At 69.5% G+C, this 25,045-nt stretch carries 24 protein-coding genes; 16 read left to right on the top strand and 8 right to left on the bottom strand.

Features of this window, described 5'->3' with window-relative positions:
- Window positions 1-67: 67 nt before the first annotated feature.
- Together hmgB and P0R32_RS11100 are read left to right on the top strand one after the other, a co-directional pair.
- Window positions 68-1,405, top strand: coding sequence for a hydroxymethylglutaryl-CoA synthase (gene hmgB / locus P0R32_RS11095; protein ID WP_276237060.1), 1,338 nt, complete (start codon window positions 68-70; stop codon window positions 1,403-1,405).
- Window positions 1,406-1,521: 116 nt separating this feature from the next.
- Window positions 1,522-1,905, top strand: coding sequence for a thioredoxin family protein (locus P0R32_RS11100; RefSeq protein ID WP_276237061.1), 384 nt, complete (start codon window positions 1,522-1,524; stop codon window positions 1,903-1,905).
- A 28-nt stretch (window positions 1,906-1,933) separates the two neighbouring features.
- On the opposite strand, the gene P0R32_RS11105 is transcribed toward P0R32_RS11100, so the two are convergent.
- A complete protein-coding gene (locus tag P0R32_RS11105; RefSeq protein ID WP_276237062.1) occupies window positions 1,934-2,653 on the bottom strand; it encodes a helix-turn-helix domain-containing protein in 720 nt (239 codons plus the stop codon).
- Window positions 2,654-2,767: 114 nt separating this feature from the next.
- Here P0R32_RS11105 and P0R32_RS11110 point away from each other — a divergent pair, with 114 nt between their 5' ends.
- Together P0R32_RS11110 and P0R32_RS11115 are read left to right on the top strand one after the other, a co-directional pair.
- Window positions 2,768-3,394, top strand: coding sequence for a metal-dependent hydrolase (locus tag P0R32_RS11110; RefSeq protein ID WP_276237063.1), 627 nt, complete (start codon window positions 2,768-2,770; stop codon window positions 3,392-3,394).
- A gap of 57 nt (window positions 3,395-3,451) precedes the next feature.
- Window positions 3,452-3,985: a GNAT family N-acetyltransferase gene (locus tag P0R32_RS11115; RefSeq protein ID WP_276237064.1), complete on the top strand. Its 534-nt coding sequence runs from the start codon at window positions 3,452-3,454 to the stop codon at window positions 3,983-3,985.
- Between the two features lie 6 nt (window positions 3,986-3,991).
- Here the strand turns inward: P0R32_RS11115 and P0R32_RS11120 are convergent, their stop codons facing one another.
- A complete protein-coding gene (locus P0R32_RS11120) occupies window positions 3,992-4,612 on the bottom strand; it encodes a DUF7978 family protein (RefSeq protein ID WP_276237066.1) in 621 nt (206 codons plus the stop codon).
- A gap of 89 nt (window positions 4,613-4,701) precedes the next feature.
- Here P0R32_RS11120 and P0R32_RS11125 point away from each other — a divergent pair, with 89 nt between their 5' ends.
- Complete coding sequence (locus P0R32_RS11125) at window positions 4,702-5,898, top strand: metal-dependent hydrolase family protein (RefSeq protein WP_276237068.1); 1,197 nt, start codon at window positions 4,702-4,704, stop codon at window positions 5,896-5,898.
- 14 nt (window positions 5,899-5,912) lie between these two features.
- Here P0R32_RS11125 and P0R32_RS11130 read toward each other — a convergent pair whose 3' ends face one another.
- Window positions 5,913-6,551, bottom strand: coding sequence for a GNAT family N-acetyltransferase (locus P0R32_RS11130; protein WP_276237070.1), 639 nt, complete (start codon window positions 6,549-6,551; stop codon window positions 5,913-5,915).
- A gap of 136 nt (window positions 6,552-6,687) precedes the next feature.
- Here P0R32_RS11130 and P0R32_RS11135 point away from each other — a divergent pair, with 136 nt between their 5' ends.
- Window positions 6,688-6,948: a glutathione S-transferase N-terminal domain-containing protein gene (locus P0R32_RS11135; protein ID WP_276237071.1), complete on the top strand. Its 261-nt coding sequence runs from the start codon at window positions 6,688-6,690 to the stop codon at window positions 6,946-6,948.
- Between the two features lie 119 nt (window positions 6,949-7,067).
- Here P0R32_RS11135 and P0R32_RS11140 read toward each other — a convergent pair whose 3' ends face one another.
- Window positions 7,068-8,051 (bottom strand): transcriptional regulator, encoded by a 984-nt coding sequence (locus P0R32_RS11140; RefSeq protein WP_276237072.1) that lies wholly within the window; start codon window positions 8,049-8,051, stop codon window positions 7,068-7,070.
- A gap of 159 nt (window positions 8,052-8,210) precedes the next feature.
- Between P0R32_RS11140 and P0R32_RS11145 the strand changes: the two genes are divergently transcribed.
- Window positions 8,211-9,536, top strand: a complete 1,326-nt coding sequence (locus P0R32_RS11145) for a tRNA(Ile)(2)-agmatinylcytidine synthase (protein ID WP_276237073.1) — start codon at window positions 8,211-8,213, stop codon at window positions 9,534-9,536.
- A gap of 3 nt (window positions 9,537-9,539) precedes the next feature.
- Here P0R32_RS11145 and P0R32_RS11150 read toward each other — a convergent pair whose 3' ends face one another.
- The 4 genes from P0R32_RS11150 to P0R32_RS11165 all read right to left on the bottom strand — a co-directional run bounded on the left by P0R32_RS11150 (window position 9,540) and on the right by P0R32_RS11165 (window position 12,778).
- A complete protein-coding gene (locus P0R32_RS11150) occupies window positions 9,540-10,079 on the bottom strand; it encodes an NUDIX hydrolase (RefSeq protein ID WP_276237074.1) in 540 nt (179 codons plus the stop codon).
- Complete coding sequence (locus tag P0R32_RS11155; protein WP_276237075.1) at window positions 10,076-11,161, bottom strand: pyridoxal-phosphate dependent enzyme; 1,086 nt, start codon at window positions 11,159-11,161, stop codon at window positions 10,076-10,078. The genes P0R32_RS11150 and P0R32_RS11155 overlap by 4 nt, the downstream gene beginning before the upstream one ends.
- Before the next feature lie 72 nt (window positions 11,162-11,233).
- Window positions 11,234-11,578 carry a hypothetical protein gene (locus tag P0R32_RS11160; protein ID WP_276237076.1) on the bottom strand — a complete coding sequence of 115 codons (345 nt, stop codon included), beginning with the start codon at window positions 11,576-11,578 and terminating at the stop codon, window positions 11,234-11,236.
- Between the two features lie 240 nt (window positions 11,579-11,818).
- The gene (locus tag P0R32_RS11165; protein WP_349770200.1) at window positions 11,819-12,778 is read right to left on the bottom strand and encodes a succinylglutamate desuccinylase/aspartoacylase family protein; all 960 of its coding nucleotides are present in this window, start codon (window positions 12,776-12,778) and stop codon (window positions 11,819-11,821) included.
- A 144-nt stretch (window positions 12,779-12,922) separates the two neighbouring features.
- Here P0R32_RS11165 and P0R32_RS11170 point away from each other — a divergent pair, with 144 nt between their 5' ends.
- The 9 genes from P0R32_RS11170 (at window position 12,923) to P0R32_RS11210 (ending at window position 24,924) form a co-directional block, all read left to right on the top strand.
- Window positions 12,923-14,020: a M24 family metallopeptidase gene (locus tag P0R32_RS11170; protein ID WP_276237077.1), complete on the top strand. Its 1,098-nt coding sequence runs from the start codon at window positions 12,923-12,925 to the stop codon at window positions 14,018-14,020.
- 135 nt (window positions 14,021-14,155) lie between these two features.
- Entirely contained in the window at window positions 14,156-15,505 is a 1,350-nt protein-coding gene (locus P0R32_RS11175; RefSeq protein ID WP_276237078.1) for a DUF7544 domain-containing protein, read from the top strand.
- Between the two features lie 76 nt (window positions 15,506-15,581).
- A complete protein-coding gene (locus P0R32_RS11180) occupies window positions 15,582-17,843 on the top strand; it encodes an NADP-dependent malic enzyme (RefSeq protein ID WP_276237079.1) in 2,262 nt (753 codons plus the stop codon).
- A gap of 154 nt (window positions 17,844-17,997) precedes the next feature.
- Window positions 17,998-18,408 (top strand): type IV pilin N-terminal domain-containing protein, encoded by a 411-nt coding sequence (locus P0R32_RS11185; protein WP_276237080.1) that lies wholly within the window; start codon window positions 17,998-18,000, stop codon window positions 18,406-18,408.
- Between the two features lie 119 nt (window positions 18,409-18,527).
- Entirely contained in the window at window positions 18,528-20,177 is a 1,650-nt protein-coding gene (locus P0R32_RS11190) for an ABC transporter substrate-binding protein (RefSeq protein ID WP_276237081.1), read from the top strand.
- A 7-nt stretch (window positions 20,178-20,184) separates the two neighbouring features.
- Window positions 20,185-21,177, top strand: coding sequence for an ABC transporter permease (locus P0R32_RS11195; protein ID WP_276237082.1), 993 nt, complete (start codon window positions 20,185-20,187; stop codon window positions 21,175-21,177).
- On the top strand, window positions 21,174-22,247 hold the full coding sequence (locus P0R32_RS11200; RefSeq protein WP_276237083.1) for an ABC transporter permease: 1,074 nt from the start codon (window positions 21,174-21,176) through the stop codon (window positions 22,245-22,247). Before P0R32_RS11195 ends, P0R32_RS11200 begins: the two co-directional genes overlap by 4 nt.
- Window positions 22,248-23,492 (top strand): ABC transporter ATP-binding protein, encoded by a 1,245-nt coding sequence (locus tag P0R32_RS11205; protein ID WP_276237084.1) that lies wholly within the window; start codon window positions 22,248-22,250, stop codon window positions 23,490-23,492.
- Window positions 23,485-24,924 (top strand): ABC transporter ATP-binding protein, encoded by a 1,440-nt coding sequence (locus P0R32_RS11210; RefSeq protein WP_276237085.1) that lies wholly within the window; start codon window positions 23,485-23,487, stop codon window positions 24,922-24,924. The genes P0R32_RS11205 and P0R32_RS11210 overlap by 8 nt, the downstream gene beginning before the upstream one ends.
- The last annotated feature ends 121 nt before the right edge of the window (window positions 24,925-25,045 follow it).

Raw genomic sequence — 25,045 nt, forward strand, 5'->3', positions numbered from 1 at the left:
ATGGTTTCGACGATCGACGTACACGATCATCGACAGACTAACAACCCAGTTTCGCCTAGGCCCGCCCATGACAGCAGTCGGCATCGACGCGATCGAGATCTGGACCGGGAAGCTCCAACTGGACCTCCCGGAGACGTTCGCGCCGGCCAAGGGTGAGGACCCCGAGAAGTACACGAAGGGGCTCGGGTTGGAGACGTCCTCGTTCCCGGACGCGTACGAGGACATCGTCACGATGGGCGCCAACGCCGCCAAGCGCCTGATGGACCGCGAGGGGCTCGCGCCCGACGACATCGGTCGTATCGACGTGGCGACCGAGTCGGCGTTCGACAACTCCAAGCCCGTCTCGACGTACATCGCCGGCTGCCTCGAACAGGTGTACGAGGGCGACTTCCACCACGCGAACAAAGGCGAGCGGAAGTTCGCGTGCGTCGCCGGGACGCAGTCGATCGACGACGCGTACAACTGGATCAAGGCGGGGCGCCACCGCGGTCGCTCGGCGCTGGTCATCGCGACCGACACCGCCCTGTACGCCCGCGGCGACCCCGGTGAGGCGACGCAGGGCGCCGGCGCCGTGGCGATGCTCATCTCCGAGGACCCCTCGATCGTCGAACTGTCGACCGAGCAGGGGTACGGCAGCGCCGACGAGACGGACTTCCTCAAGCCGAACCAGCAGTTCCCCAGCGTCGACGGCAAGCGCTCGATGCAGGTGTACCTCGCGCGGATGCGCGAGGCGCTGGAGGACTTCGAGTCCGTCGCGTGGGACACCCACCCCGAGGACTTCGCGTACATCCCGTACCACACGCCCTTCCCCGGAATGGTTCGCAAGGCGGGCCTGCTCGGCTACCGGCACATGATCCGCGACACCGAGATCGAAGACGCGCTGGAGGGGCGTATCGGGCGCCAACCCCGAGAGGACGACTTCGACTCCTGGGAGGAGTACGAGGAGGCCATCCGCGGGTACATGGACGACCTGAAGGGGACCGAGGAGTACCAGTCGTGGTACGCCGACACCATCGACCCGACGCTGAACATCTCTCGGCAGGTCGGTAACTGGTACACCGGCTCCGTCCACATCGCACGCGCCTCTGCGCTGCGTCACGCCGCGGAGAACGACGTCGACCTAGCGGGCCAGAAGCTGCTCGTCGCCTCCTACGGCTCGGGTGCGCAGGCGGAGATTCACGCCGAGACGGTCGCCGACGGCTGGCGCGAGCAGATCGAGGCGCTCAACATCGACGACCAGATGGAGCGCCGCTACGACCTCTCGTACGACGAGTACGAGAAGGTCCACGACCGCCACAACCACGACATGGACGTCGAACTGGAGGAGTTCACCCAGCCCGAGGGTGAGTTCGTGTTCACCGGCTGGGGCCGCATGAGCGAGCGCAAGTACGACTACGTCGAGTAACGTCGCGCTCACGCCACCACTCGGGACCACTCGGGGACCACCCCGACGCGCCGCGGCGGTGCGCACCTCGCACACACGACTGCAACGCCTTTTGCTCGCGGTCGCGACTGCTCACTATGAGCGACTCCGCTCCCACAGCAGACGACGCGCCAGCGACTCCGAAGCCGCGCGACGTCGACGCACACGAGTTCCCCGAGACGCTTCGCGACGCCGTCGCCGAGTCGGACCTCGTCCTCGTCGACTTCTACACCGACGGCTGTTCGATCTGTCAGAGCATCGAGCCCGTCTTGGGCGGCGTCGCGCGCAACGCCGACGTGCCGATCCTGCTGGTGAACCCCCGCGACGACCCGCCGCTGGTCAGCGAGCACACGATCCGCTCGGTCCCGACGCTGGCGCTGTTCGAGGCTGGTGCCGACGGTGAGCCTGTCGAGGTCGACCGACTCGCGGAGGGGTTCGTCGGCGCCGACCAACTCGTCGAGTTCGTCGAGTCGAACCGCTGAGCCGCCGGGGCCGGTCGACAGCGGCGACCTACAGCGTCCGGAGTTCTTCGAGCGCCGGCTCCAACGGTGCCGTCGAGACGGCCAGCGAGAAGCCGTCCACCTGCGCGAGCGCGGCGGCGTGGTCCCACAGCGCCTCCTCGTCGAGTCCGTGGAGGATCACCGCGTTCGGCGTGGGCGTGACGACGCGCAGCGCCACGAGCGGCGACTCCCCGCGGGTGACGCCCGTGAACACGAGCGCGCGGTCGGTCGACTGGCCGTACAGCCGGTAGAACTCCTCGGACGAGAGGGAGGTGATCGCCTCGATGGAGTTGATCACGGTGTGGCCGTTCACCGTGTCGCGGTCGCCCGGCGTGATCTCGGTGGCGCCGAGCGCCTCGTACACCCGCTCGGTCGGGATGGCCGTCGGGTACTCGCGGATGTCGCGGACGATATCGGACTCGAACCCCGCCGAGACGACGCGTGCGAACTGCCGGATGCGCGCGCCGCCGCGCGCCTCGTCGATGTCGAGCAGCGCCTCGACGACGCGTGAGACGAGGCCGATCCCCGGAGACTCGCGGCGCCCGCTCTCGTAGTCGGAGATCACAGACGAGGAGACGCCCATCCGCCCGGCCAGGTCCGTCTGGGAGACGTCGAAGTCCGTCCGCCACTTGCGTAAGGTCGCGCCGGGGTCGTCTGAGAGGGTGATCTCCCCGGCGATACGGCGGGCGAGCTGTGCGCGCGTCTCTCCCGGTTCCTCGCCCACGGTCATACTCGCGAGGTGGACAGCGCCGTGTGTAAGCGTGTCGGAGCGTGGAGGGGACGCTCGCACGCACCCAGCCCTCCGTGCGAAACGGCCATGTCGCCGCCGCCCCTCACCACGACCGTGCCATCGACGCTCGTCCACGTGGCGCTTGCCGCGCTGTTGGCCGCGGCCCTCCTGCGTGAGTCGGCGTTCTGTCGCCGTGCCGTCGCCGTCGTCCTCGTCGCCGCCGTCCTCCCGGACCTGGACTCGTTCGTCTCGCCGTTCCTCGCCGGGGCGCACCGGTCGCTGGGACACAACGCCCTGCTGCCCGCGTTGGCGGTCGCCACACTCGTCTACGACACGCGGGCCCGTGACGACTCGTGGCTCGCCGCGCGGTGGGGCGAGCACGCTCCCCACGTCGCGTGGGTGGCGCTCGTCGGCTTCGCGGTCGCCGGGGTCGGCCTCGACTACGTCGCCAACGGCGTGAACTTGTTCTGGCCGCTCCACGACCAGTTTTACACGCTCAACGGGCGGGCGGGGCTGTCGAACCAACGCGGCTTCTTCCAGACGTTCGTCACCCTCGCCCCGGAGGAAGTCCGCACGACCGAGACCCTCCACTACTCGACCGGCGTCGACCCGTCTCCGGGAGCCGAACCCGCAGACGTCGAGCGCGTGTTCCCGCTGGTGTGGGCGGGCTGGCAACTCCTGCTCGTGGCGACGGGGGTGGGCGTGCTCGCGGCGCGGTTCGCCCGCGTCGCCCGCGAGTGACGCGGCCACCCGTGCCCCGACCGCGGGGTTGATTCGGCCGCGCGGGGAGGTGCGGGTATGGACGACTCGACCGACGGCGCCCCCACGGTTCGGCCGTACGACTCCAGCGACGCAGACGCGCTGTGGGCGTTGAAGGGCGGCTTCGAGACGGGGCTGGGCGACGGCACCGGCGGCGACGAGAAGGCTGCGAAGTACGAGGCGAAGTTGACCGACGAGTACCGCCGGCGGTGGCTCGCGTGGGTCGGTCGCTGCGTCGACGAGCAGGCGGCGACGGTGACGGTGGCGGAGACGGCAGGAGACGGCGACGGCGACGACGACCACGACCTCGCGGGCTACGTGTTCGTGCTCCCGGAGTCGCTGTCGTTCGTCTGGGACGCCGCCGTGTTGAACGAGGTGTACGTCCGCCCCGCGTACCGCGGCACCGGCGTCGCGGACGCCCTCATGGACGCGGCGCTCGATACGGCGCGTGCGCAGGACCTCCCGCTCGACAGAATGGTGCTGGACGTGGACCGCGAGAACGACCGCGCGAAGGCGTTCTACGACCGCTACGGCTTCGAGCACTGGGGCGAGATGGTCGCCCGCGACCTCTGAGTCTGCTCAGTCGCCACCGACGACGCCACCGACGGCGCCGCCGATGCCACCGAAGACGACCGGGTAGACGAGTCCAGCCAGGAGCGCGGCGGTGACGTACTCCGGGTGGACGCTGCCGGCGTCGCCGGCGCCGTAGGCGAACAGGAACGCTCCCGCGAGTGCGAGCACGAAGTACGCCGGGACGACACCGAGCGCCGCGAGCGCGCCGTCGGTCGGGTCGCTCGCACCGTCGAGAAACGCGACCGCCGCGCCGGCGACGAACAGCGCGAGCGGCGGGAGTACGTACAGGTACCCGACGGACGCGTCGGCGCTCGCGATCAGATCGACCGTCCGCGTGCCGCCGAACGACGGCACGACCGTCGCGACGAAGTGGGCGTTGTAGAAGTACCACCCGACCCCCTGCCACGCGGCGACGGGGTCGCCGCCGAACAGACTGGCGAGGGCGTTCAGCCCCGCGAGGCGGTCGCGGACCGCCCCCGACTGCGTCACGTACGTCGCGAGGTAGCCGATGAGGTACGCGCCGACGCCGGCGACCGCGCCGCCTGCCAGCGAGACGCGCTCACCGATCCCCCTCACACGCTCGGTTTCGGTGACTGTGCCGCCGCTCCCGTCGGTGGTCTCTCCCATGCGTTCGGCGAGCGGAGCCCGAGATAAACTCGTTGTGGCCGGGGCGACCGATTCGGAACGCTCTTTCGCCCCCGCTTCCACCGCCGGGTATGCTTCTGCGGAACGCGACGCTCGTCGACGCGGCGGGCGTCAGAACCGGCGACCTCCGCGTCGCCGGCGAGCGGATCGACGACACGGGTGACCTCGCCGCCCGCGACGGCGAGTCGGTCGTCGACCTCGACGGGACGGCGGTGCTCCCGGGCTTGGTCGACGCCCACGTGCACTACTCGCTGTCCGGCGAGCGCAGCGTCGAGGACGTGGTGGGCATGAGCGACGCCGAGTTGGCGCTGGTCGAGGCGCGCAACGCCCGCGCCACGCTCGAAGCGGGCGTCACGGGCGTCCGCGTGATGGGTGCACGCGACGTGGATGTTCACGTCCGCGACCGGATCGCTGCCGGCGACATCCCGGGCCCGCGGACGGTCGCGAACTGCCGGTCGATCACCGCGACCGGCGGCCACGGCCACCACCTCGGTCGGGAGATCACCGGCGCCGACGACGCCCGGAAGGCGGTGCGCGAACAGGCGAAACAGGGTGCGGACTTCATCAAGTTCATGGTGACCGGTGGGGTCACGACCCCCGGCAGCGACCCCGGCGCCGTCGCGCTCACGGACGCCGAGATTCACGCCATCATCGACGAGGCACACCGTCGGGGGATGCACACCGCCACCCACGCCCACGGGTCGGCGGGTGCGAAGGCTGCCATCGAGGCCGGCGTCGACACCGTCGAACACGGGACGCTCCTCGACGAGGAGGGCACCGAGATGCTCGTCCGCGAGGACGTGACGCTCGTGCCGACGCTGTCGGCGCCCCACCACATCGTCCGCAACGTGGAGGCCGTGACCGAGGAGGACCACACGAAGACCGAAGCCGTGTACGAACAGCACCTCGACTCGTTCAGGCGGGCGGTCGAGGCGGGCATCCGAGTCGCCGGCGGTACCGACGCCGGCACGCCGTTCAACATGCACGGCGGCAACGCCGCCGAGATTCAGTTCATGGCCGAGCACGCGATGGACCCGCTCGACGCAATCGTCGCGATGACCGAGACGGCGGCGACGGCTGTGGGTCTCGCGGACCAGGGGACGCTCGAACCGGGAACGTACGCGGACCTGCTCCTCGTCGACGGCGACCCCACGGACGACCTCACGCGGTTGAACGACCCGAGCGCCGTGGTGAAGGGCGGTGCGGTCGTCGCCGGCGGCGACCCGCAGATCCGACGCGCGGTCGGGGACGCGGCGGCGCAGGACTGACTCACTCGGTCGACTCAGTCCGTGAACTTGACGTCGTCGACGAACTCGACGCCGTCGGCGGTACCCACTGCGTCGGCGTACTCCTCGTGACTCACCGAGTAGCGGCGCACGTCGCGGACGCCGTCCTCGGTCGGGACTCGGTTGCGAAACAGGCCCTCCTCGCGACCGCCGAGTGAGTCGACGTACTTCTCGATGGCGCGAATCGACTGGTCGTTGTCCGGCATCACGTCCACGGCAACGACCTCGAGGTCGAGGCGCTCGAACGCGAGGGCGGCGAGGGCTCGCGCCCGCTCGCCGGAGTAGCCGCGCCCCCAAAACGGCTTGCGCAGCCAGATGCCGAGCGTCGCCGTCCGGCGGTCCCAATCGATCGACACGCCGGTGTTACCGGCGAACTCGCCGGCACCGTCCTCACCCTCGCGGGGGAAGACGGCGTACGTCGCCGACTCGGCGTCTTCCCAGCCCTCGCGGAAACGGTCGAGCACGTCGGCACTCGCCTTCGGGTGGGCGTGCGGCTCCCACGAGAGCCCCGTACACTCCTCACTGATCGTCTCCGAGCGCCGCGCTCCGGTGTGCTCGTAGAAGGCGAGCGCGTCCACGGCGGCGTCGTGGCGGTCCAATCTGAGGCGGTCGGTACGGATCCGGTCGGGGAACACGACTGGTCCGACGACAGGTACCGAATAAGTCCTACTCCTGCCGTGTGACGAACTGTCACGATCGAGCGACGGCTCCGCAGACGAGGCGCACACCCCGCCGGAGTTTAAGACGCCCGCGGCACTACAGCCGGGTGCAATGTCCAACCTCGTCCTCTACGAACTGGAAGGCTGCCCGTACTGCGCGAAGGTGACGAACAAGCTGGCCGAACTCGGGCTCGAGTACGAGTCGATCACGGTGCCGCGCTCGCACGACGAGCGCACCGAGGTGAAGGAGGTGTCCGGCCAGACCGGCGTCCCCGTCCTCGTCGACGAGGAGCACGGCGTCGACGGGATGGCCGAATCCGACGACATCGTCGCGTACCTCGAAGAGACGTACGGCGGCGACGCTGCGGCGTAACGGCTACTGGCGGGTTCGTTTTCCACGACCGAGCGCGTTCGGCAGCCGTGGCTGACGCACGACAAGTGGGAGCGTGTGAGCGTGAGCGGAGAGAAGGGAGAAGCGACCGACCGGGCGGCTCAGGCCTCGGCGGGTTCGTCCGAGCGCTCGCGGATCAACTCGCGGATACGCTCGGGGTCGTCCGCCCGCGACAACTCGACCATCGTGACGATGGCGGTGCCGTCGACGGATTCCCGCTTCGGTTCGTCCTCTCCCTCGGTGAAGTAGACGGCGCGGGTGCCGGTGACGCGCCCGAGCGAGCCCATCAACTTCGCGCGCTTCTGGGCGGTCCGGGTGAACGGCGAGTGGCCGGTCAGCAGCGTGAACTCGACGCGCGGTTCGGCCTCGTCCTCGCTGACGGCGGTGAACGGCGCGCGCTGGGTGGGGTGGACCGCGAAGCCGGCGCGCGAGAGGACGCCGTACACGTGTTCGTCGTCCGGGGCGACCTCCGGGGGCTCGGGCGTCGGGTCCGCGTCGCGCACCTCGCCGGCGCCCTCCAACACGCGCACAGGATCGGAGAACGGGCGGTCGAACAGATCCTCCAGTTGGACGGCGACCTCGACGGACGCGTTCATGCCGTCCTCGTACTTCGCGACGGTACGCCGAGAGACGCCCAACTCCTCGGCGAGGCGACCGAGGCTCCAGCCGCGATCCTTGCGCTCGTCGGCGACGGTGTCGCCGTCGATGTTGACGTACAGGCCGCCGGGGGCCGCGTAGATGAGCGGCGGCACCTCCTCGATGACCAGGTCGTACAGCGTGTCGGGGTGGATCGCCGGGACGCCGTGCCGGAAGTACACCACACCCGGCTTCAGCTCCTCGTCGCGCGTTCGCAACCCGACCAGCATGGGTGTCGCCGAGAGGTACTCGCCGAGCCGACGCATCTCGGCACCCGTCTCCCGGTCGAAGGCGTCGACGTTGCCGAGCACCTTCACGAGGAGCAGGTCTTCTCCCCGTCGGGCGGCGACGTCGAAGCTCTTGGGTCGCACCGCACAGCGTTCGCTGACCAGGAAGTCGGCGTCCGCGAGCATGGCGGTCACGTTCCCGACCAGCGCCTTCCGCGACATACCCGACAATAGGCCGCTCACGACTTATATGGGTTGTGCCGTTCCCCGAGATCGGTACCCGGACGCCGTCAGGCGGTCGGGCCGCCCCACTGGCCGACAGAGCTATACGGGTATTGGCGACGCGAAAGGCACAATCCGTGTCGGATACTCCCCCCGAGCGTGACCGTCATCGGCCTCGACGACACCGACTCGCGGACCCGGGGGATGTGCAGCACGTACCTCGCGACGCTCGTCGCCGAGGCGCTCGCCGAGACCGGCGCGACGGTCGAACGACGCGTCCTCGTCCGACTCAACCCCGCCGTCGAGCACAAGACCCGCGGCAACGCCGCGCTCGCGCTCCACACCGACGCCGACCCGGACACCGCGCTGTCGGTCGCCTCGGAACTCGTCGAGCAGTACGCCGTCGGCGACGACCCACGGACCTCCCCCGGCGTCGTCGTCGCCGACTGCGACCCGGCTGCCGTGCCGGACCCTGTCGCGACGTTCGCCAGGGACGCACTCCGGGAGTTCCACACCCTCGACGACGCGCTCGCGCTTGCAGCCGAGTCGGGGTTCGAGACGCGGGGGTGGGGCGGTGGCGACGACCCAGCCTCCGCCGGGGGCGACACCGATGCCGTCGTCGGTCGGGGACGGATCGGAGCGCTCGCGGCGGTCGGCGCGTGGCGCGCGTTCGACGACTGGACGTACGAGCAGATCAGCTACCGCGAGTTCGAGCGGTGCGGCACGCCACGCGAGGTCGACGAGGCGAGTCTGTTCGCGGCCGCGGACGCCGGCTACCCGACCGTCTGGGACACGGTCGACCGCGAAGAGGGGGCCGCCGTCTGCGTGCCGCACGCGCCCGGGCCGATCCTCCACGGCATCCGCGGCGACGACGCCGAGGCGGTCCACCGGGTGGCGGCGGCAATCGAGAGCGAACCGGTCGAGCGGACGGCGACGTTCGTCACGAACCAGGGGACCGACGCCCATCTTCGGGACGGGCGCCTCGGCGCCCTCCGAGACGACCGCGCGTACCGCGTCGACGCGACCGTCGTCCACGCGCCCGAGACGCGCCGTGGCGGACACGTGTTCTTGGCCGTCGGCGACGAGGCGAGCGACCCGGCGACGACGCTGGACTGCGTCGCCTTCGAACCGACCAAGCGGTTCCGCGACCGCGTGCGCGCCCTCCGCGTCGGCGACCGACTCACCGTCTGCGGCGAGGTCGACGACGGCACCCTGAAACTGGAGAAGTTCGCCGTCCGCGACCTGGTAGCGACGGAACTCGCGGTCCCGACGTGTCCGGACTGCGACCGATCGATGGAGTCCGCCGGCGCGGGGCAGGGGTACCGCTGCCGCGACTGCGGGACGAACGAAGCCGGAAAAGTGTCGGTCGCGATCGATCGCGACCTCGACGTGGGCTGGTATGAGGTGCCGCCGTGTGCGCGGCGGCACGTGGCCAAGCCGCTCGTACGGGGCGGCTTCGACGCGCCGACCCACCCCGAGCGGTAGCCGTCACCTCGCGTCTGCGTCGCCGTCGGCGTCACCGTCGACGACCGCCGCGAGCAGGTCGCGGTTCCACGGACTGATGCCGCCGTCGGCCTCGAACTCCGCGAGTGTGTCGAACCGCGCGGCGCTCGTCTCGTCGCGTGCCTCGGGGTCGCCCGTGGTGAGCGCGCGGTCGACGACGAAGCGGACCCCGACGACGGAGGTTCTGTCGGTCGTCACGTGGTCGACACGAACAAGTCGCAGGTCGGCGGGGTCGACGCGGACCCCCGTCTCCTCGCGGAGTTCACGGGCGGCGCCGGTTGCGGGGTGTTCGTCGTGTTCGAGGTTGCCGCCTGGCACACCCCACAGCCCGCGGTGTGGGTCCACGTCGCGGCGACCCAGCAGGACCCGGTCGCCGTCGCGGACGACGACGCTCGCGACGGGCTTGCTGTTGCGCCAGACGACGCGGTCGCAGGTTGGGCAGTACCGCCGCGTGCGACCCTCGACCGTGCGCCGGTCGAGTTCGGTGCCACACAGCGGACAGTAGTCGCCGTCGACGGTGATCACGTCTTCAGCCCGCTGCCGGTCAGTGGGACGACCACGTCCTCGTCAGCGTCGATAGCGCCTCGCTCACGGAGGACGCGCAGGGCGGCGGGCGCGATGGCGCAGGTCGGTTCGGTGTAGAACCCCGCCGCGTGGAGGGCGGCGAGTTCGGTCTCGACGGCCGCTTCGTCGAGCGCGATCGCGTCGCCACCGGTGTCGGCGATGGCGTCGCGGATCTGGTGGCCGCGCGTCGGTTCCGGGATCTGGATGCCGTCGGCCACGTCGTTGGTGCCCGCGGCGGCGTCCGCGCCGTGGAGCGCCTCGACGATGGGTGCGTAGCCGGCGGCCTGCGCGCCGTAGAGGCGGGGGAGCGAGTCGATCCAGCCGGCCTCCTCCAGCGCACGGAAGCCGCGGTAGGCGCCGAGGAACAGCGTCCCGTGGCCGAGCGGGAGCACGACCGCGTCCGGGGCGTCCCAGTCGCGCTGGAGCGCCGTCTCGTAGGCGAACGTCGCGGTCCCGGCGAAGAACGCGGGGTTCCACGCGTGGCTGGCGTACCAGCCCGCGCCCGCGGTCACTGCGTCGACGCACGCGTCCGTCGTCGCCTGTCGGGGCCCCTCGGTCTTCACCGGCGTCGCGCCGGCGCGCCGGATCGCCCGCAGTTTCGCGTCTTTCACCGACGCGGGGACGTAGATTTCGGCGTCGATGCCCGCGCGGGCGGCGTACGTCGCGATGGCGGCGCCGGCGTTGCCCGAGGAGTCCTCGACGACGGTGTCGACGCCGAGAGCGGCGGCCCGAGAGACCGTCGTCGTCGCCCCGCGGTCCTTGAACGACCCCGTGGGGAACACGTACTCCAGCTTGAACTGTGCGTCCCAGTCGGCGGCGTCGACGAGCGGCGTCATCCCCTCGCCGAGCGTCACCAGCGGCGACTCGGGGAGGAACGCGTCGAACGACCAGAGGCCGTCGCGCGTGTCGACGCTGGCGGGGTCGGGCGCGGGGCCGTCGGGGAGCGGGCGCTCGGCGTAGTCGAGCGGGTGGCCGCACGCACAGCGCCAGCGGTCGGCGTAGGTGGCACCGCAGTCGCGACAGCGGAGCGAGGGAGCGGTCATGGCTCGACAGGGGCGAGCGAGGAACCAGTAGGTGACGGTTCGTCACCTTCGGCCACGCACACCGACCCCCGCTCAGTCCGCCGGCTGACCTTCCTCGACCCCCGGGCCGGGGGGAGCGTCCACCTCCCCTTCTACGGCGTCGATGTCCTCCGCAACACCATCGCAGTCGCCGTCGCCCGCCGCGTCGTCGGGAGTGTCCGTCCCGTCCGATCGGAGGTCGTTGAGCCGATCGATGCCGAGCGTCGCGAGGAAACAGATCCCCCCGAGATACAACAGCGACTGGGGGTTCGTGACGAGCGTGTTGCCGAAGCCGATTGCCGTCCCCAGATAGCCGAGGACGGACGCGGTCCAGCCGAAGCCGGTAACTCCGGCGAGTTGGTCGAGGGCTCCTCCGTCCGTCTCCGATTCCTGGTTCATCGACATTGCCGGGTCACACTCGGGATAGGACGTGCTTACTGGAGACGGGGTATGAACGTGTTTTCAGCCTCGCATGGTATGCGTTCCATTCCGAGACGACTACCGGTCTGGACCCCACCGCTTGCGTACGTCGTCAGTTCGGACTACCTGTGTTCGGTGATCGGCGTTGCTGGCGGTGTCGGCGAGCGCGAGAACTCACGGCGTTGCTGGCGGTGGGTCGCGACCCGCGTCTGGACCCAGCTAGAACTCGTCGATGTCGGTACCGACCGAGCAGACGTACTCGCCGGTGGCGACCTGCGGGAGGCGACGCGAGCGCCAGAAGATGCCGTCGTTGTCGGCGGTGACCCGCGCCTTCAGTTCGCCGAACGCGTCGGTGACGCGGAACAGCGTGTCGCCGCGCGAGACGGGGTCGCCGAGGTCGACCTCGAAGGTGACGAGCCCACCCGACGGCGAGCCGTACTGGTCGAACCCGGAGGCGCGCGTCTGGAGGTCCCGTTCGACCTCGCCGTCGAGGAAGCCGTAGTAGCGCAGGACGCGGAACATCCCGTCGAGTCCGATCTGGATCGACTCCTCGTCCCAGCCGACGGCGCCGCCGAGCTCGGGGTCGATAGTCGGGATGCCGTTGTCCGGCGCGGCGCGGGCGAGTTGGCCGTCCGGACCCTTCTGGTCGAGGACGTAGCCGGTGCCGAACACCTTCGCGAGTTCGAGACACTCGCGGTGGAGGCGGTGGCGCGGGCCACACCGGACGCGCGTCTCGTTGATCATCCGTGAGGTGCGCCCTTGGTGGAGGTCGACGACGAGGTCGGCGCGCTTGGCCGCCTCGAACGTCGCGGCGGCGATACGCTCGGAGGAGGTGCCGTTGGCGTCGCCGGGGTACGCCCGGTTCATCTTCGTGTCGTCGATGGGGTTGCGGTGCTCGGCGACCTGGAACGCGTGGTAGTTGACGATCCCGACGAACAGGATCTGGCCGGCGACCTCCTCGGGGTCGAGTTGCGGGACGAGGCGGTTGATCACGCCCAGTCCGTTCAACTCGTCCCCGTCGCTGACGGCCTGCACGTAGAGGGTCTTCCCGTCCGCGGCGCCGTTGAGCACGGCGACCGGCAGCCCCACCGTGGAGCCGTCGCGAGTCTCGCCCACCTCGAGCCGACCGGTGTCGAACTCCCCGGGGGACGCGCTCGCGCTCCCGAGCGTCGTCATCATTGTCACACGCTTTCGGGTATCCCCTCTTTAGGGGTTCGGTCCAGACACCCGTGCGACGTGTCCCGCCCGCTGGTTTGGCATCCGCTCGCGGCGCCCCGAACGCGATGCCACGGGATTCAAGCCCGGCGAGTCGGACCGGCGAGTATGGTCGACATCGACGACCGCGAGGGGCGTCTGGATCGGTTCCTCGCGGAGGGGGGGTACGAGGCGGTGTGGTTCGCGCGACCCAACGCGTTCGCGTGGCTCACCGGCGGGTCGAACCGCGTCGACGGCGACGCGTCAGTCGGTGACGCTGCCGCCGGCTACCTCGGCGACGGTGAGTGGACGGTCGTCACGAACAACATCGAGGCGGCCCGGATCGCTGCGGAGGAACTGCCCGCGGAGCTCTCGATGTCCGTCGCCGCGGACGACTGGTACGAGGGCGACCTCGCGGCGTCGGTGGCCGCTCGCTCGCCGACGCACGCCGCCGCGGACTTCGACGTGCCGGGGCTCGACACGGTGGACCCGACGCGACTGCGCCTGCGCCTCGGCGACGACGACCTCGCCGCGTACCGCGACCTCGGGCGCGAGGTGGCGCTGGCGGTCGAGACCGTCTGCCGTGAGCTCCAACCGGGCGACACCGAACACGAGGTGGCCGCCGGACTGCGTATCTCGCTGGCGGGCCGCAACATCGAGGCACCGGTCGTGCTCGTCGGTGGGAGCGAACGCGCTCCCGAGTACCGCCACCCGACGCCGACGGACGCCGCGCTCGGCGACTACGCGCTCGTGATCGTGACCGCCCGTCGCGGCGGCCTCCACGCCTCGTGCACGCGCACGGTCGCGTTCGACCCGCCCGAGTGGCTCGCCGAGCGCCACCGCGCCGCCCAGCGCGTGGAGACGGCGGCGCTGGCGGCGACCCGTGACGCCGCTGGCCGCGACGACGGCACGGCTGGCGACGTGTTCGACGCCATCCGCGAGGCGTACGCGGAGGAGGGGTACGACGGCGAGTGGCGCGAACACCACCAGGGCGGCGCGACCGGCTACGCCGGGCGAGAGTGGTTCGCGCGCCCCGACAGCGACGCCCCGGTCGCGAGCGAGGCGGCGTACGCGTGGAACCCGACGGTGCAGGGAGCCAAGAGCGAGGACACCGCCTACGTCACCGACGACGCCGTCGAGGTGCTCACCGACTCCGGTCGGTGGCCGACCGATACAGTCGATGCGGCGGGCCTGACGCTCCAACGGCCGGCGATCCTGGAGAACTGACGAGTCTCGACCGGCGACCGGCTGCCACGAGTCGGCGGGTCGGCGGGTCGGCGGGTCGGTGTGTCGGCGGATCGGTGGGCCGGCGTGTCGCAACGAGAGGAACAACTTCATGTAGCGTGACTATGACGTGCGGCCATGAGTTGGCACGGCGTCGACGCGGTAGACGACGCGATCGACGTGACGCGGGAGTTCCTCTTTCCCGCACGACTCGGCCGCTGGGCCCGAATGGCCGTCGTGAGCCTCTTCACGAGCGGCGGCGGCGGCACCGCACAAATCGCCTCCAACGCCGGTCGTCTCGGCGCGCAGTTCGCCGGGTCGGGCGGCGTCCCGAGCAGTCCCGGGTCGGCGGCCGCGGTGGCGTCGCTCCTCGTCGCCCTCCCAGCACTCGCGTTCGCTGCTGCACCGACGCTCGGTCCCCTCCCGGCACCGCTCCAACAGGGCGTCCCGACGCCCGGTCCCGGTGCGCTCGGCATTGTCGGGTTCCTCATCGCGGCGTTCCTCCTGTTGCTGGTGCTCGCATTAGTCCTCATCTCGCCGGCGTTCCAGTTCGTCCTCGTCGACGCCATCGCGCGCGACGACCTCAGACTCCGCCGGGACGTACGGGCGCACTTCGTCAACGGCCTGCGCCTGCTCGGCTTCCAGATCGGACTGGCCGCGGCGTTCATCGTCCCGCCGGCGGCCATCGTCGCCGGCGCCATCCTCTCGGGGACCAGCGCCGACGCGGTCGCCTCCAGTCCGCTCGCGCTCGTCGGGATCGCGGCGGTGGTCGTCGTGTACGTCCTCGCGTTCGCGTTCCTCTCGCGGTTCACCGTCGAGTTCGTCGTGCCGGCAATGGTCGCCGACGGCGGCGGCGTCATCGACGGCTGGCGCCGGATCTGGTCGCTCCTCCGGGGACAACTAATGCAGACGGTCGTCTACATCGTGATGCACTGGCTCGTCGGCATCGGCATCTCCATCGTGTCGCTCGTGTTGACCCTGCTGGGGATGGTCGTCGTGGGCGTCATCGCCGGCGTCGTCGGCCTCGCTGTCGGGGCGCTCGCCGGCGGTGCCACCGGGACGGACCTCGGTGTCGGCGTCGGCTTCCTCGCGGGCACACTCGTCGGGGTCCCACTGTTCGTCGTCGCGGTCGCGGCCCCCGTGAGCGTCCTCACGCTCACGGTCAAGCGCTCGTACGAACTCGCGGCCCTCGGGCGGTTCTCCGAGCGCCTCAACCTCGTCGACCGCTACCGTGAACACGGCGACGACGGCGGCGACGTCGAGTCGGCGCTGCGCACGGGTGCGGACGCTGACGACGAGAACGACGACCACGACGACGACGGCGGCAGTGCGAGCCTCGGTGACAGTGGCGAAGACGACGGCGACGACGGCGACGACGGTGACGACTTCGGCGGGTTCGTCGCCTCGGGAGTCGAGGACGACGACCCGGACGCTCCGACCGAGGACGACGGCGCCGCCGCCGACGACCGCGACCGTCGAAACGAGTAGCCGACGACGGCGCGGTGCGGCGGTCGCGTAGCTGTCCGCTCGGTAGCTTTTTCCCCGATCCTGCGGTCCGAGACGTATGGGACTGGACGACGACGCGCGGGAGTACCACCGATCGGACCCGCCCGGAAAGATCGAGATCTCGACGACGAAACCGACGAACACCCAGCGCGACCTCTCGCTCGCCTACTCGCCCGGCGTCGCGGCGCCGTGTCTCGACATCGACGAGGACGAGGAGCGGGCGTTCGAGTACACGGCGAAGGGGAACCTCGTCGGCGTCGTCTCCAACGGCTCGGCGGTCCTGGGCCTCGGCGACATCGGCGCGCAGGCGTCCAAGCCGGTCATGGAGGGGAAGGGCGTCCTGTTCAAGCGCTTCGCCGACATCGACGTGTTCGACATCGAGTTGGACCAGGAGGACCCCGAGGACATCATCCGGACGGTCGCGGCGATGGAGCCGACGTTCGGGGGGATCAACCTGGAGGACATCAAGGCGCCCGAGTGCTTCGAGATCGAGGAGACGCTCCGTGAGAAGATGGACATCCCCGTGTTCCACGACGACCAGCACGGGACGGCGATCATCTCCGGCGCGGGGCTGATCAACGCCGCCGAAATCGTCGACAAGGACCTCTCGGACCTGGACATCGTGTTCTCGGGGGCGGGCGCCTCCGCCATCGCGACCGCGAAGTTCTACGTCGAACTCGGCGCGGACGCGAGCAACATCACGATGTGTGACTCCACCGGGATCATCACCGAGGAGCGCGCGGCGGCGGGCGAGGTGAACGAGTACAAGGCGCAGTTCGCCAGTGAGGGTTCGGGCGGCGACCTCGCGGACGCGATGGAGGGGGCTGACGTGTTCGTCGGACTCTCCGTCGGCGGCATCGTCAGCCAGGAGATGGTGCAGTCGATGGCGTCGGATCCGGTCATCTTCGCGATGGCGAACCCCGACCCAGAGATCACCTACGAGGACGCCAAGAACGCCCGCGACGACACGGTCATCATGGGGACGGGGCGCTCCGACTACCCGAACCAGGTAAACAACGTGCTCGGGTTCCCGTTCCTGTTCCGCGGCGCGCTCGACGTGCGCGCGACCGACATCAACGAGGAGATGAAGCGCGCCGCGGCGGAGGCGCTCGCCGAGTTGGCTCGTCAGGACGTGCCCGACGCCGTCGTGAAAGCGTACGGCGACCAGCCGCTGAAGTTCGGGCCGGAGTACGTCATCCCGAAGCCGCTCGATCCGCGCGTCCTGTTCGAGGTCGCGCCCGCGGTCGCGCAGGCAGCGATGACCTCCGGCGTCGCCCGCTTCGACATCGACATCGAGGAGTACGCCGAGCGACTGGAGGCGCGCCTTGGCAAGAGCCGCGAGATGATGCGCGTCGTCCTGAACAAGGCTCGGTCGCAGCCAAAGCGCGTCGCGCTCGCGGAGGGCACCGACGAGAAGATGATCCGCGCGGCCTACCAGATGGCCGAACAGGGCATCGCTCACCCGGTCCTGCTGGGTGACCGCGACACCATCGAGTCCACGACCGCCCACCTCGGCTTAGAGTTCGACCCGGAGGTCGTCGACCCCGACGACGCCGAGGCCGCAGACGAGTACGCCGAGCGCCTCCACGAGATCCGCAAGCGCAAGGGGATCACCCGCTCTGAGGCCGGCGAACTCGTCCGCCGGGACACGAACTACCTCGGGAGCGTGATGGTCGAGCGCGGCGACGCCGACGCGCTGCTCACCGGGCTGACCCACCACTACCCGAGCGCCCTCCGCCCGCCGCTGCAGGTGATCGGCACCGCGCCGGACGCCGAGTACGTCGCCGGCGTGTACATGCTGACGTTCAAGAACCGCGTCGTGTTCTGCGCCGACACGACGGTGAACCAGGCGCCCGACGCCGAGGTGCTGGCAGAGGTGACCAAACACACCGCGAAGCTCGCACGCCGCTTCAACGTCGAGCCACGCGCGGCGATGCTGTCGTACTCCAACTTCGGCTCCGTCGACAACGAGGGCACCCGCAAGCCCCGGGCAGCGGTCGAACTCCTGCACAACGACCCCGAAGTCGACTTCCCAGTCGACGGGGAGATGCAGGCCGACACCGCCGTCGTCGAGGACATCCTCGAGGACACGTACTCGTTCTCGGAACTCGACGGCCCGGCGAACGTGCTCGTGTTCCCGAACCTCGAAGCGGGGAACATCGGCTACAAACTGCTCCAGCGCCTCGGCGGCGCCGAGGCCATCGGCCCGATGCTCGTCGGGATGGACCAGCCCGTGCACGTGATGCAGCGCGGCGACGAGGTGAAAGACATCGTCAACCTCGCCGGCGTGGCGGTCGTCGACGCGCAAGACGACGAGTAGGGCGTCCACCTGCACGTCGCCGTCACCCCGGCGATTCGACCTGTTGATTCAACGGAGTCTGCCGCGGGATTTTTATACATTCCCGAAAGAGCCACTTCAGAGCCCGATCGCTGCGTGAGGGGGGATACCTCGTGTCTGCACGGGCCACACTACAATGGACGTACACGAGCTACTCGCGGACGAGCGCGCAGTATCACCGGTCATCGGCGTCATCCTGATGGTCGCGATCACGGTCATCCTGGCGGCGGTCGTCGGATCGTTCGTCTTCGGGATCGGCGGACAGGTCCAGCCGTCGTCGCCGAACGCCAACTTCCAGTTCGACTACGAGGCGGACGGGAGCACCTACAACGTGACCGCCAGACACAGCGGCGGCGACACGATTTCGGCGGACGAGACGGTTCAGCTGGCGACGCCCGCGGGAACCGAGAACTTCACCGGCGACGTGTCCGCTGGAAAGACGGCGATGGTGTCAGGTGTCGCACCGGAGACGACCGTCCGCGTGATCTGGGTGTCGGCCAACGGGGAGGACTCGTCGGTGCTTGCCGAAGAGCAGACGCCGGCGTAAGCGGCTTTAACTGTCAATGTGGGGCGTCTGAGCAGGTAGCGAATGCAGGCGCTCGCGAAAATGGCGGCACGCGATGACGTACCCCAGCATATAAGAGGGCAAGCGCCATGGTACCGCTCATGGCTGATCAGAACACGAGCAGGCGTCGGTTCCTCCAAGCGGCGGGATCGGCGGCAGCCGCGACCGCGCTGGCTGGCTGTGCCGGCGGGAACGGAGACGGTGAATCGACCCCGACCGACGAACCGACCGAGACGGGCGGCGACGGGTCGACGCCGACTGCCGAGCCGACCGAGCGGCCGGAGCCGACGACGCGCGAGGGGTACCTCCAGCGCGCGAACCGACTGATCCACGACGAGGCGCCGTGGGTGTTCCTCCACCGCCAGTTCTCCGTGTACGGCCAGTCGGCCGACATCGAGTGGGAACCGCGCACGGACGAGCGCGTCGCAGCGTACGGCATCGAGCCGGCGTCGGACGCCGGCGAGGACGTCGTGATGACGCAGTCGCAGATGGACTCCGGGCTCGACCCGCACGACCACCGCGAGACGCCGACGGACAACATCGTCCTGCAGGCGTACGAGGGCGTGCTGGAGCGCGACGCGCAGGGTGCGATCGTCGCGACGCTCGCGACCGACTACCAGCGACTCGACGAGACGACCGTCCAGTTCACGGTCCGCGACGACGTCTCGTTCCACTCCGGCGACTCGCTCTCGCCCGCGGACGTCGCCTACTCGATCAACCGCATCGTCCAGTCGGACGTCGGCATCGAGTCCCCGCAGGTCGACCAGCTCCTCGGCGTCGAGGGTGCAGAGGTCGCCTCCGAGGACGACCGCACGGTGAACGTGAGCCTCACGGGGCTCAACCCCATCGTGTTCGCGTCGTTCGCGACGTACTGCGACGTGATGAACCAGTCGTGGGTCGAGAGCAACGACAACGCGTACATCAACCAGAACATGGACGGGACCGGCCCGTTCCAGCTCTCGAACTACGAGCAGGGCGTCGAAGTCGCCTACGAGCGCTTCGAGGACTACTGGGACGAGCCCGCGGCCATCTCGACGTTCACCATCAACAACGCGTCGGAGGCGTCGACCCGCGTCAACCGTCTCCTCGCCGGCGAGTCCGACATCGCCGTGAACGTGCCGCCCCAGGAGGTCTCGCGCGTCGAGAACAACGACGGCACGTCCATCGCGGCGGTCCCGTCCACGCGCGTCATCTTCAACGCGATGCGCTACGACGTCGAGCCGTTCGACTCCCCGCAGTTCCGGCAGGCCGTCAACTACGCGGTCGACCTCGAGTCGATCATCGAGAACGTGCTCCAGACGTTCGGCTCGCCGACGGGTCAGCCGACGCTCGAGGGGTTCTTCGGCTACAACCCGGACGTCGACCCGTACCCGCGTGACCTCGAGCGCGCCGAGCAGCTCGTTGAGGAGTCCGGCTACGCCGGCGCCGAGATCGAGCTCGTGACGCCGATTGGTCGCTACCTGAAAGACGTGGAGATCGCGCAGGCGGTCGCCGCGCAGGTCGACGAACTGCCGAACGTGTCCGCGACAGCCCGACAGGTGGAGTTCTCCACGCTCGTCAGTCAGGTGACGACGGGCAACATCGAGGACAAGCCACCGTGGTACCTCCTCGGGTGGGGGAACGCCACGTTCGACGCGATCCAGACGATCCAGCCGCTCCTCGCGAGCGACGGGTCGCTGACGTCGTACAGTAACGATGAGCTGGACCGCCTCCTCGACGAGGCGCAGCAGCTGCCGAGCGAGTCGAACTAGGCCGCCAATGGGTTACGGCCGTTTTCTTCTGAAGCGGGGGGTACAGGGAGTGGGCGTCGTCTGGGGAGTGGTGACTGTCGTGTTCATCCTCCGGTTCATCACACCGGGGTCCCCCATCGACACCGTGGCACCGCTCGACGCGAGTCAAGAGACTCGCCAGCGGATCGCCGCAGAACTGGGACTGGATCAGCCGCTGTACGTCCAGTACCTCGACTACATCGTGGAGCTCCTGCAGGGCAACATGGGGTACTCGTACATCTCGAGCATCCCCGCGTCCGTGCAGGTGTTCCAGAAGCTGCCGGCGACGCTCGAACTCGCCGTCGCCGCCAGCATCGTCGCCGTGGTGCTGTCGATCCCACTGGGCGTGATCTCGGCGACGCGGCGCCACCAGCCGGCGGACTACGCGGCGACGTCGTTCTCGCTGCTGGGCATCTCGACGCCCAACTTCTGGCTGGGTATCATGCTCGTGCTGGTGTTCGCCGTCGAACTGAACGTGTTCCCGACTAGCGGTCGGGCGTACGGGTTCGGCGAGGCGCTGGCTGCGATCACCGGGCCACAGCCGTTCGTCCCCGTGGTGACGGCGTGGCTCGCGTCGCTCGTGTTGCCGGCGATCACGCTGGGGACGTACTTCACCGCGCTCATCACGCGCCTCGTCCGCTCGGGGATGCTCGACGAGCTGTCGGAGGGGTACGTCCGTGCGACGCGAGCGAAGGGGTTACCCGAGACGCTCGTCCGCTACAAGCACGTGCTCCGGAACACGCTCGTGCCCGTCGTGACCGTCCTCGGCCTCCAGTTGGGGACGCTCATCGGCGGCGCGGTCATCACGGAGGCGGTGTTCGCGTGGCCTGGCCTCGGGTCCGAGATCATCCGCGCGATCAACGCCCGTGACTGGCCCATCCTCCAAGGGAGCCTCATCGTGATCGGCTGTGGGTTCGTCCTGCTCAACATCGCGGTCGACGCGCTGTACGCGTACCTCGACCCGCGGGTGGTGGCAGAATGAAGATCGGCCCGCTGTCGATCTCACCGCGGACGATCCGCAACCTCCGCAAGGAGTTCCGCTCGTCGGGGCTGGCCCGGATCGGCGTCGTGCTGGTCGTGCTCGTGCTGTTGGCGGCGGTGTTCGCGCCGATGATCGCGCCGCACAACCCCCGAACCCAGAACCTCGACCAGGCACAACTGCCGCCGCTGGGGTTCACCGACACCGAACAGCAGACCCGCTCGGAGATGGTCAACGGCAGCATCGAGACCGTCACCGAGAACGTGACCGTGAACGCGACGACGAAGTACCCGATGGGAACCAACTCGTTGGGGCAGGACATCCTCTCGCGGGCCATCTACGGCGCGCGAACGTCGCTGCTCGTCGGGTTCTTCGGGACGCTGTTGGCGGCGCTGTTGGGCGTCACCGTCGGCCTCACCGCGGGCTACTACCGCGGTCGCGTCGACGACGCGCTGATGCGCACGGCCGACGTGTCGCTGGCGTTCCCGTCGCTGGTGCTGGCGATCGCACTGATCGGGCTGTTCAGCAGGTTCCAAGCGAGCGTGGCCATCAAGGTCACCGATCCGCTGGTGGCGACCGGGTTCGCGGGGTGGTTCCGCGAGTTGGTCGGCCTGCCGACGCCGATGCCCGAGACGTTCGTGTTGCCGACGGTCGTCATCTTGGTCGTCGGCTTCGTCAACTGGGTGTGGTTCGCCCGCATCGCGCGCGGCGAGGCGCTCTCGATCCGCGAGGAGGAGTACGTGAAGGCCGCCCGCGCACTGGGTGGCAGCGACACCCGGATCGTGTTCCGGCACGTCCTGCCCAACGCCATCACGCCCATCCTCGTGCTCGCGACCATCCAGGTGGCCGCGATCATCCTGCTGGAATCTGCGCTGTCGTTCCTCGGCTTCTCGGGGACGACGCTCTCGTGGGGATTCGACATTGCCCAAGGACGTGACTACCTCTCGTCGTCGTGGTGGATCGCTACCGTGCCCGGCCTCGCCATCGTGCTGTCGGTCATCGGCATCAACCTCGTGGGGGACTGGCTCCGCGACGCGCTCGATCCGGGTATCGAGGGCGAGGGGGGACTGTAGATGAGCGACGCAGCCACCCGCGCCGAGGAGACGGGCGCCCCCGAGGGGCACCCGGACGACGTGCTCCGGGTGCGGAACCTCTCGACGCGCTTCTTCACCGAAGAGGGGCAGATCAACGCCGTCGAGTCCGTCGACTTCACCGTCCGCGACGGCGAGGTGTTCGGCATCGTCGGCGAGTCCGGATCCGGCAAGTCGGTGACGGCGCTGTCGCTCATCGACCTCGTCGACTCGCCCGGCCGCATCACGCAAGGCGAGGTGTGGTACCGCGACGCCGACCTCGCAGACGAGTTCCGCGACAAGACGCCCGAGGCCGTCGACGGCGACTTCGTCGACACGCGTCGTCTCCCAAAGGGGGTGCGCCGCGCGCTGCGCGGTCCGGCGTTCTCGATGGTGTTCCAAGACCCGATGTCGTCGCTGAACCCGTCGGTCACCGTCGGCGAGCAGATCGCCGAGGCCGTCGAGGTGCAGCGCCGCGCGAAGGCGAACCCGCGACGGACGCGGTCGCGTTCGCAGGGGTACGGCATGGGCCGCCTCATCGCCGACACACTGCTCCCGAACCGGGGGTTCACCTCCGAGTCGAGCATGAACCGCGCGATCGAACTGCTCGAACAGGTCGGCATCCCCGACCCCGCAGAGCGCGCCCACGAGTACCCCCACCAGTTCTCCGGCGGGATGCTCCAGCGCGCGATGATCGCGCAGGCGCTGGCCGGCGAACCCGACATCCTAGTCGCCGACGAGCCGACGACCGCACTCGACGTGACGATCCAAGCGCAGATCCTCAACCTCCTGCGCGACCTGCAAGAACAACAGGGCACGTCCGTCGTGATGATCACCCACGACCTGGGGGTCATCGCCCGGATGTGCAACCGCGTCGGCGTGATGTACGCCGGCCAGATCGTCGAACGCGGGACGCTGTCGGACGTGTTCGAGACGCCCGTCCACCCGTACACGCAGGGACTGCTCGGGTCGATCCCCGATCTGGACGACCCCGCACCGCGCCTCCAACCCATCGAGGGGAACGTCCCCTCGCTGCTGGACGAGGAGATGGGCGGGCGGTGCTTCTTCGCCGACCGCTGTCCGAAGGCCATGACCGACTGTCTCCAGCCAATCTCCGAGTCCGCCGCCGAGCCAGGCTCCGACGAGCACACCGCCCGGTGCGTCCTGACGCAACGGGAGTTCGCCGAGGCCGACGCGCTCGCGCCGGACCACTTCGACCGGAACACGGAGGTGCGCAGCGATGAGTGAGTCGCAGTCGAGCACCGACCGCACGGACGCCCGCGAGGGTGAGCCGTTGCTGAAGGTCCGTGGGCTCAAGAAGTACTACTTCGAGGACGACACGCTGTTCGACAAACTGCTCCGGAACGAGCCGACGAGCGTGAAGGCCGTCGACGGCGTCGACCTCGACGTCCACCGCGGCGAGACGCTCGGCGTCGTCGGCGAGTCCGGCTGTGGGAAGTCGACGACCGGTGAGACGCTGTTGCGACTGCGCGAGGCGACCGCCGGCACCGTCGAGTTCGACGGCGAGGACGTGATGGAGATGACGGGCGACGAACTGACGCGCTTCCGCAAGCGCGCTGGCATCGTCTTCCAGGACCCGTTCTCCAGTCTCGACCCGCGCATGACGGTCGGGGACATCGTCAGCGAGGGGCTGAAGATCCACGACCTCCCCGAGGAGTCGCCCGACGACGGGCGCTCGAAGCGGGAGTGGCGCCGCGACCGCGCCAAGGACCTGCTCGAACGCGTCGGCCTGTCCGCCGACCAGATCGACCGCTACCCCCACGAGTTCTCCGGCGGCCAGCGCCAGCGCGTCGGCATCGCCCGCGCGCTCGCGCTCGACCCGGAGTTCGTCGTCCTCGACGAACCGGTGTCGGCGCTGGACGTGAGCGTCCAGGCACAGATCCTGAACCTGCTGGAAGACCTCCAGGAGGAGTTCGGACTGACGTACCTGTTCATCGCGCACGACCTCAGCGTCGTCCGCCACATCTGCGACCGCGTCGCCGTGATGTACCTCGGCGAAGTGATCGAGACGGGCGCGACCGACGACATCTTCGACTCGCCGAAGCACCCGTACACCGAGGCACTGTTGGAGTCGGTGCCACGAGCCGCCGTCGAAGAGCAAGGGCGGCGCGTCGAGGCGCTCTCGGGCGACGTGCCCTCGCCCCGTGACCCGCCATCCGGCTGCCACTTCCGGACGCGGTGTCCGAAGGTGATCCAGCCGCCGACCATCGACATCCCGCAGGCGCAGTATCGCGGCGTGATGGACCTGCGCGACCGCCTCGAACGCGAGGGGTTCTCCGCCGAGTCCGTCTGGGACACCCTCGAGAGCGAACACCACGGAGACGAGCCGTTCGAGCGCGACCCGGTCGCGTTCAAAGAGGCGCTGCGCGACGAGTTCGACCTCCGCGGGCTGACGGGCGCCACGATGGACACCGTCGAGGACGCCCTCGAAATCCTCGCAAACGGCCGTGAGGAGGAGGCCGCGAGTCGACTCCGCGACGGCTTCGCCTCTCCCTGCGAGCAGGAAGAGCCCGTGTTGACCGGCGGCACGCACGCCGTCTCCTGTCACCTGTACGCGGACGAGGACTACGAGACCGAGGTCGACCCGGACGACATCGGGAGTGCGATGGGCGGGATGCCCGAGGTCGATGGCGAACGCGCCAGCGTCGACGACCAGTAGCTCCCCCCACTCGCTCCGCGTTTCGGTTCAGTCACCCGCACGAGCCGCAGGACTCTCCAGGCACGGTCTCCCCCGTGCCGTCGTCGCCACGTGCCACCGGCGCAGTCACCGGGAGCGGCGT

Source organism: Halobaculum marinum (assembly GCF_029338555.1).
GTDB lineage: Archaea > Halobacteriota > Halobacteria > Halobacteriales > Haloferacaceae > Halobaculum > Halobaculum marinum.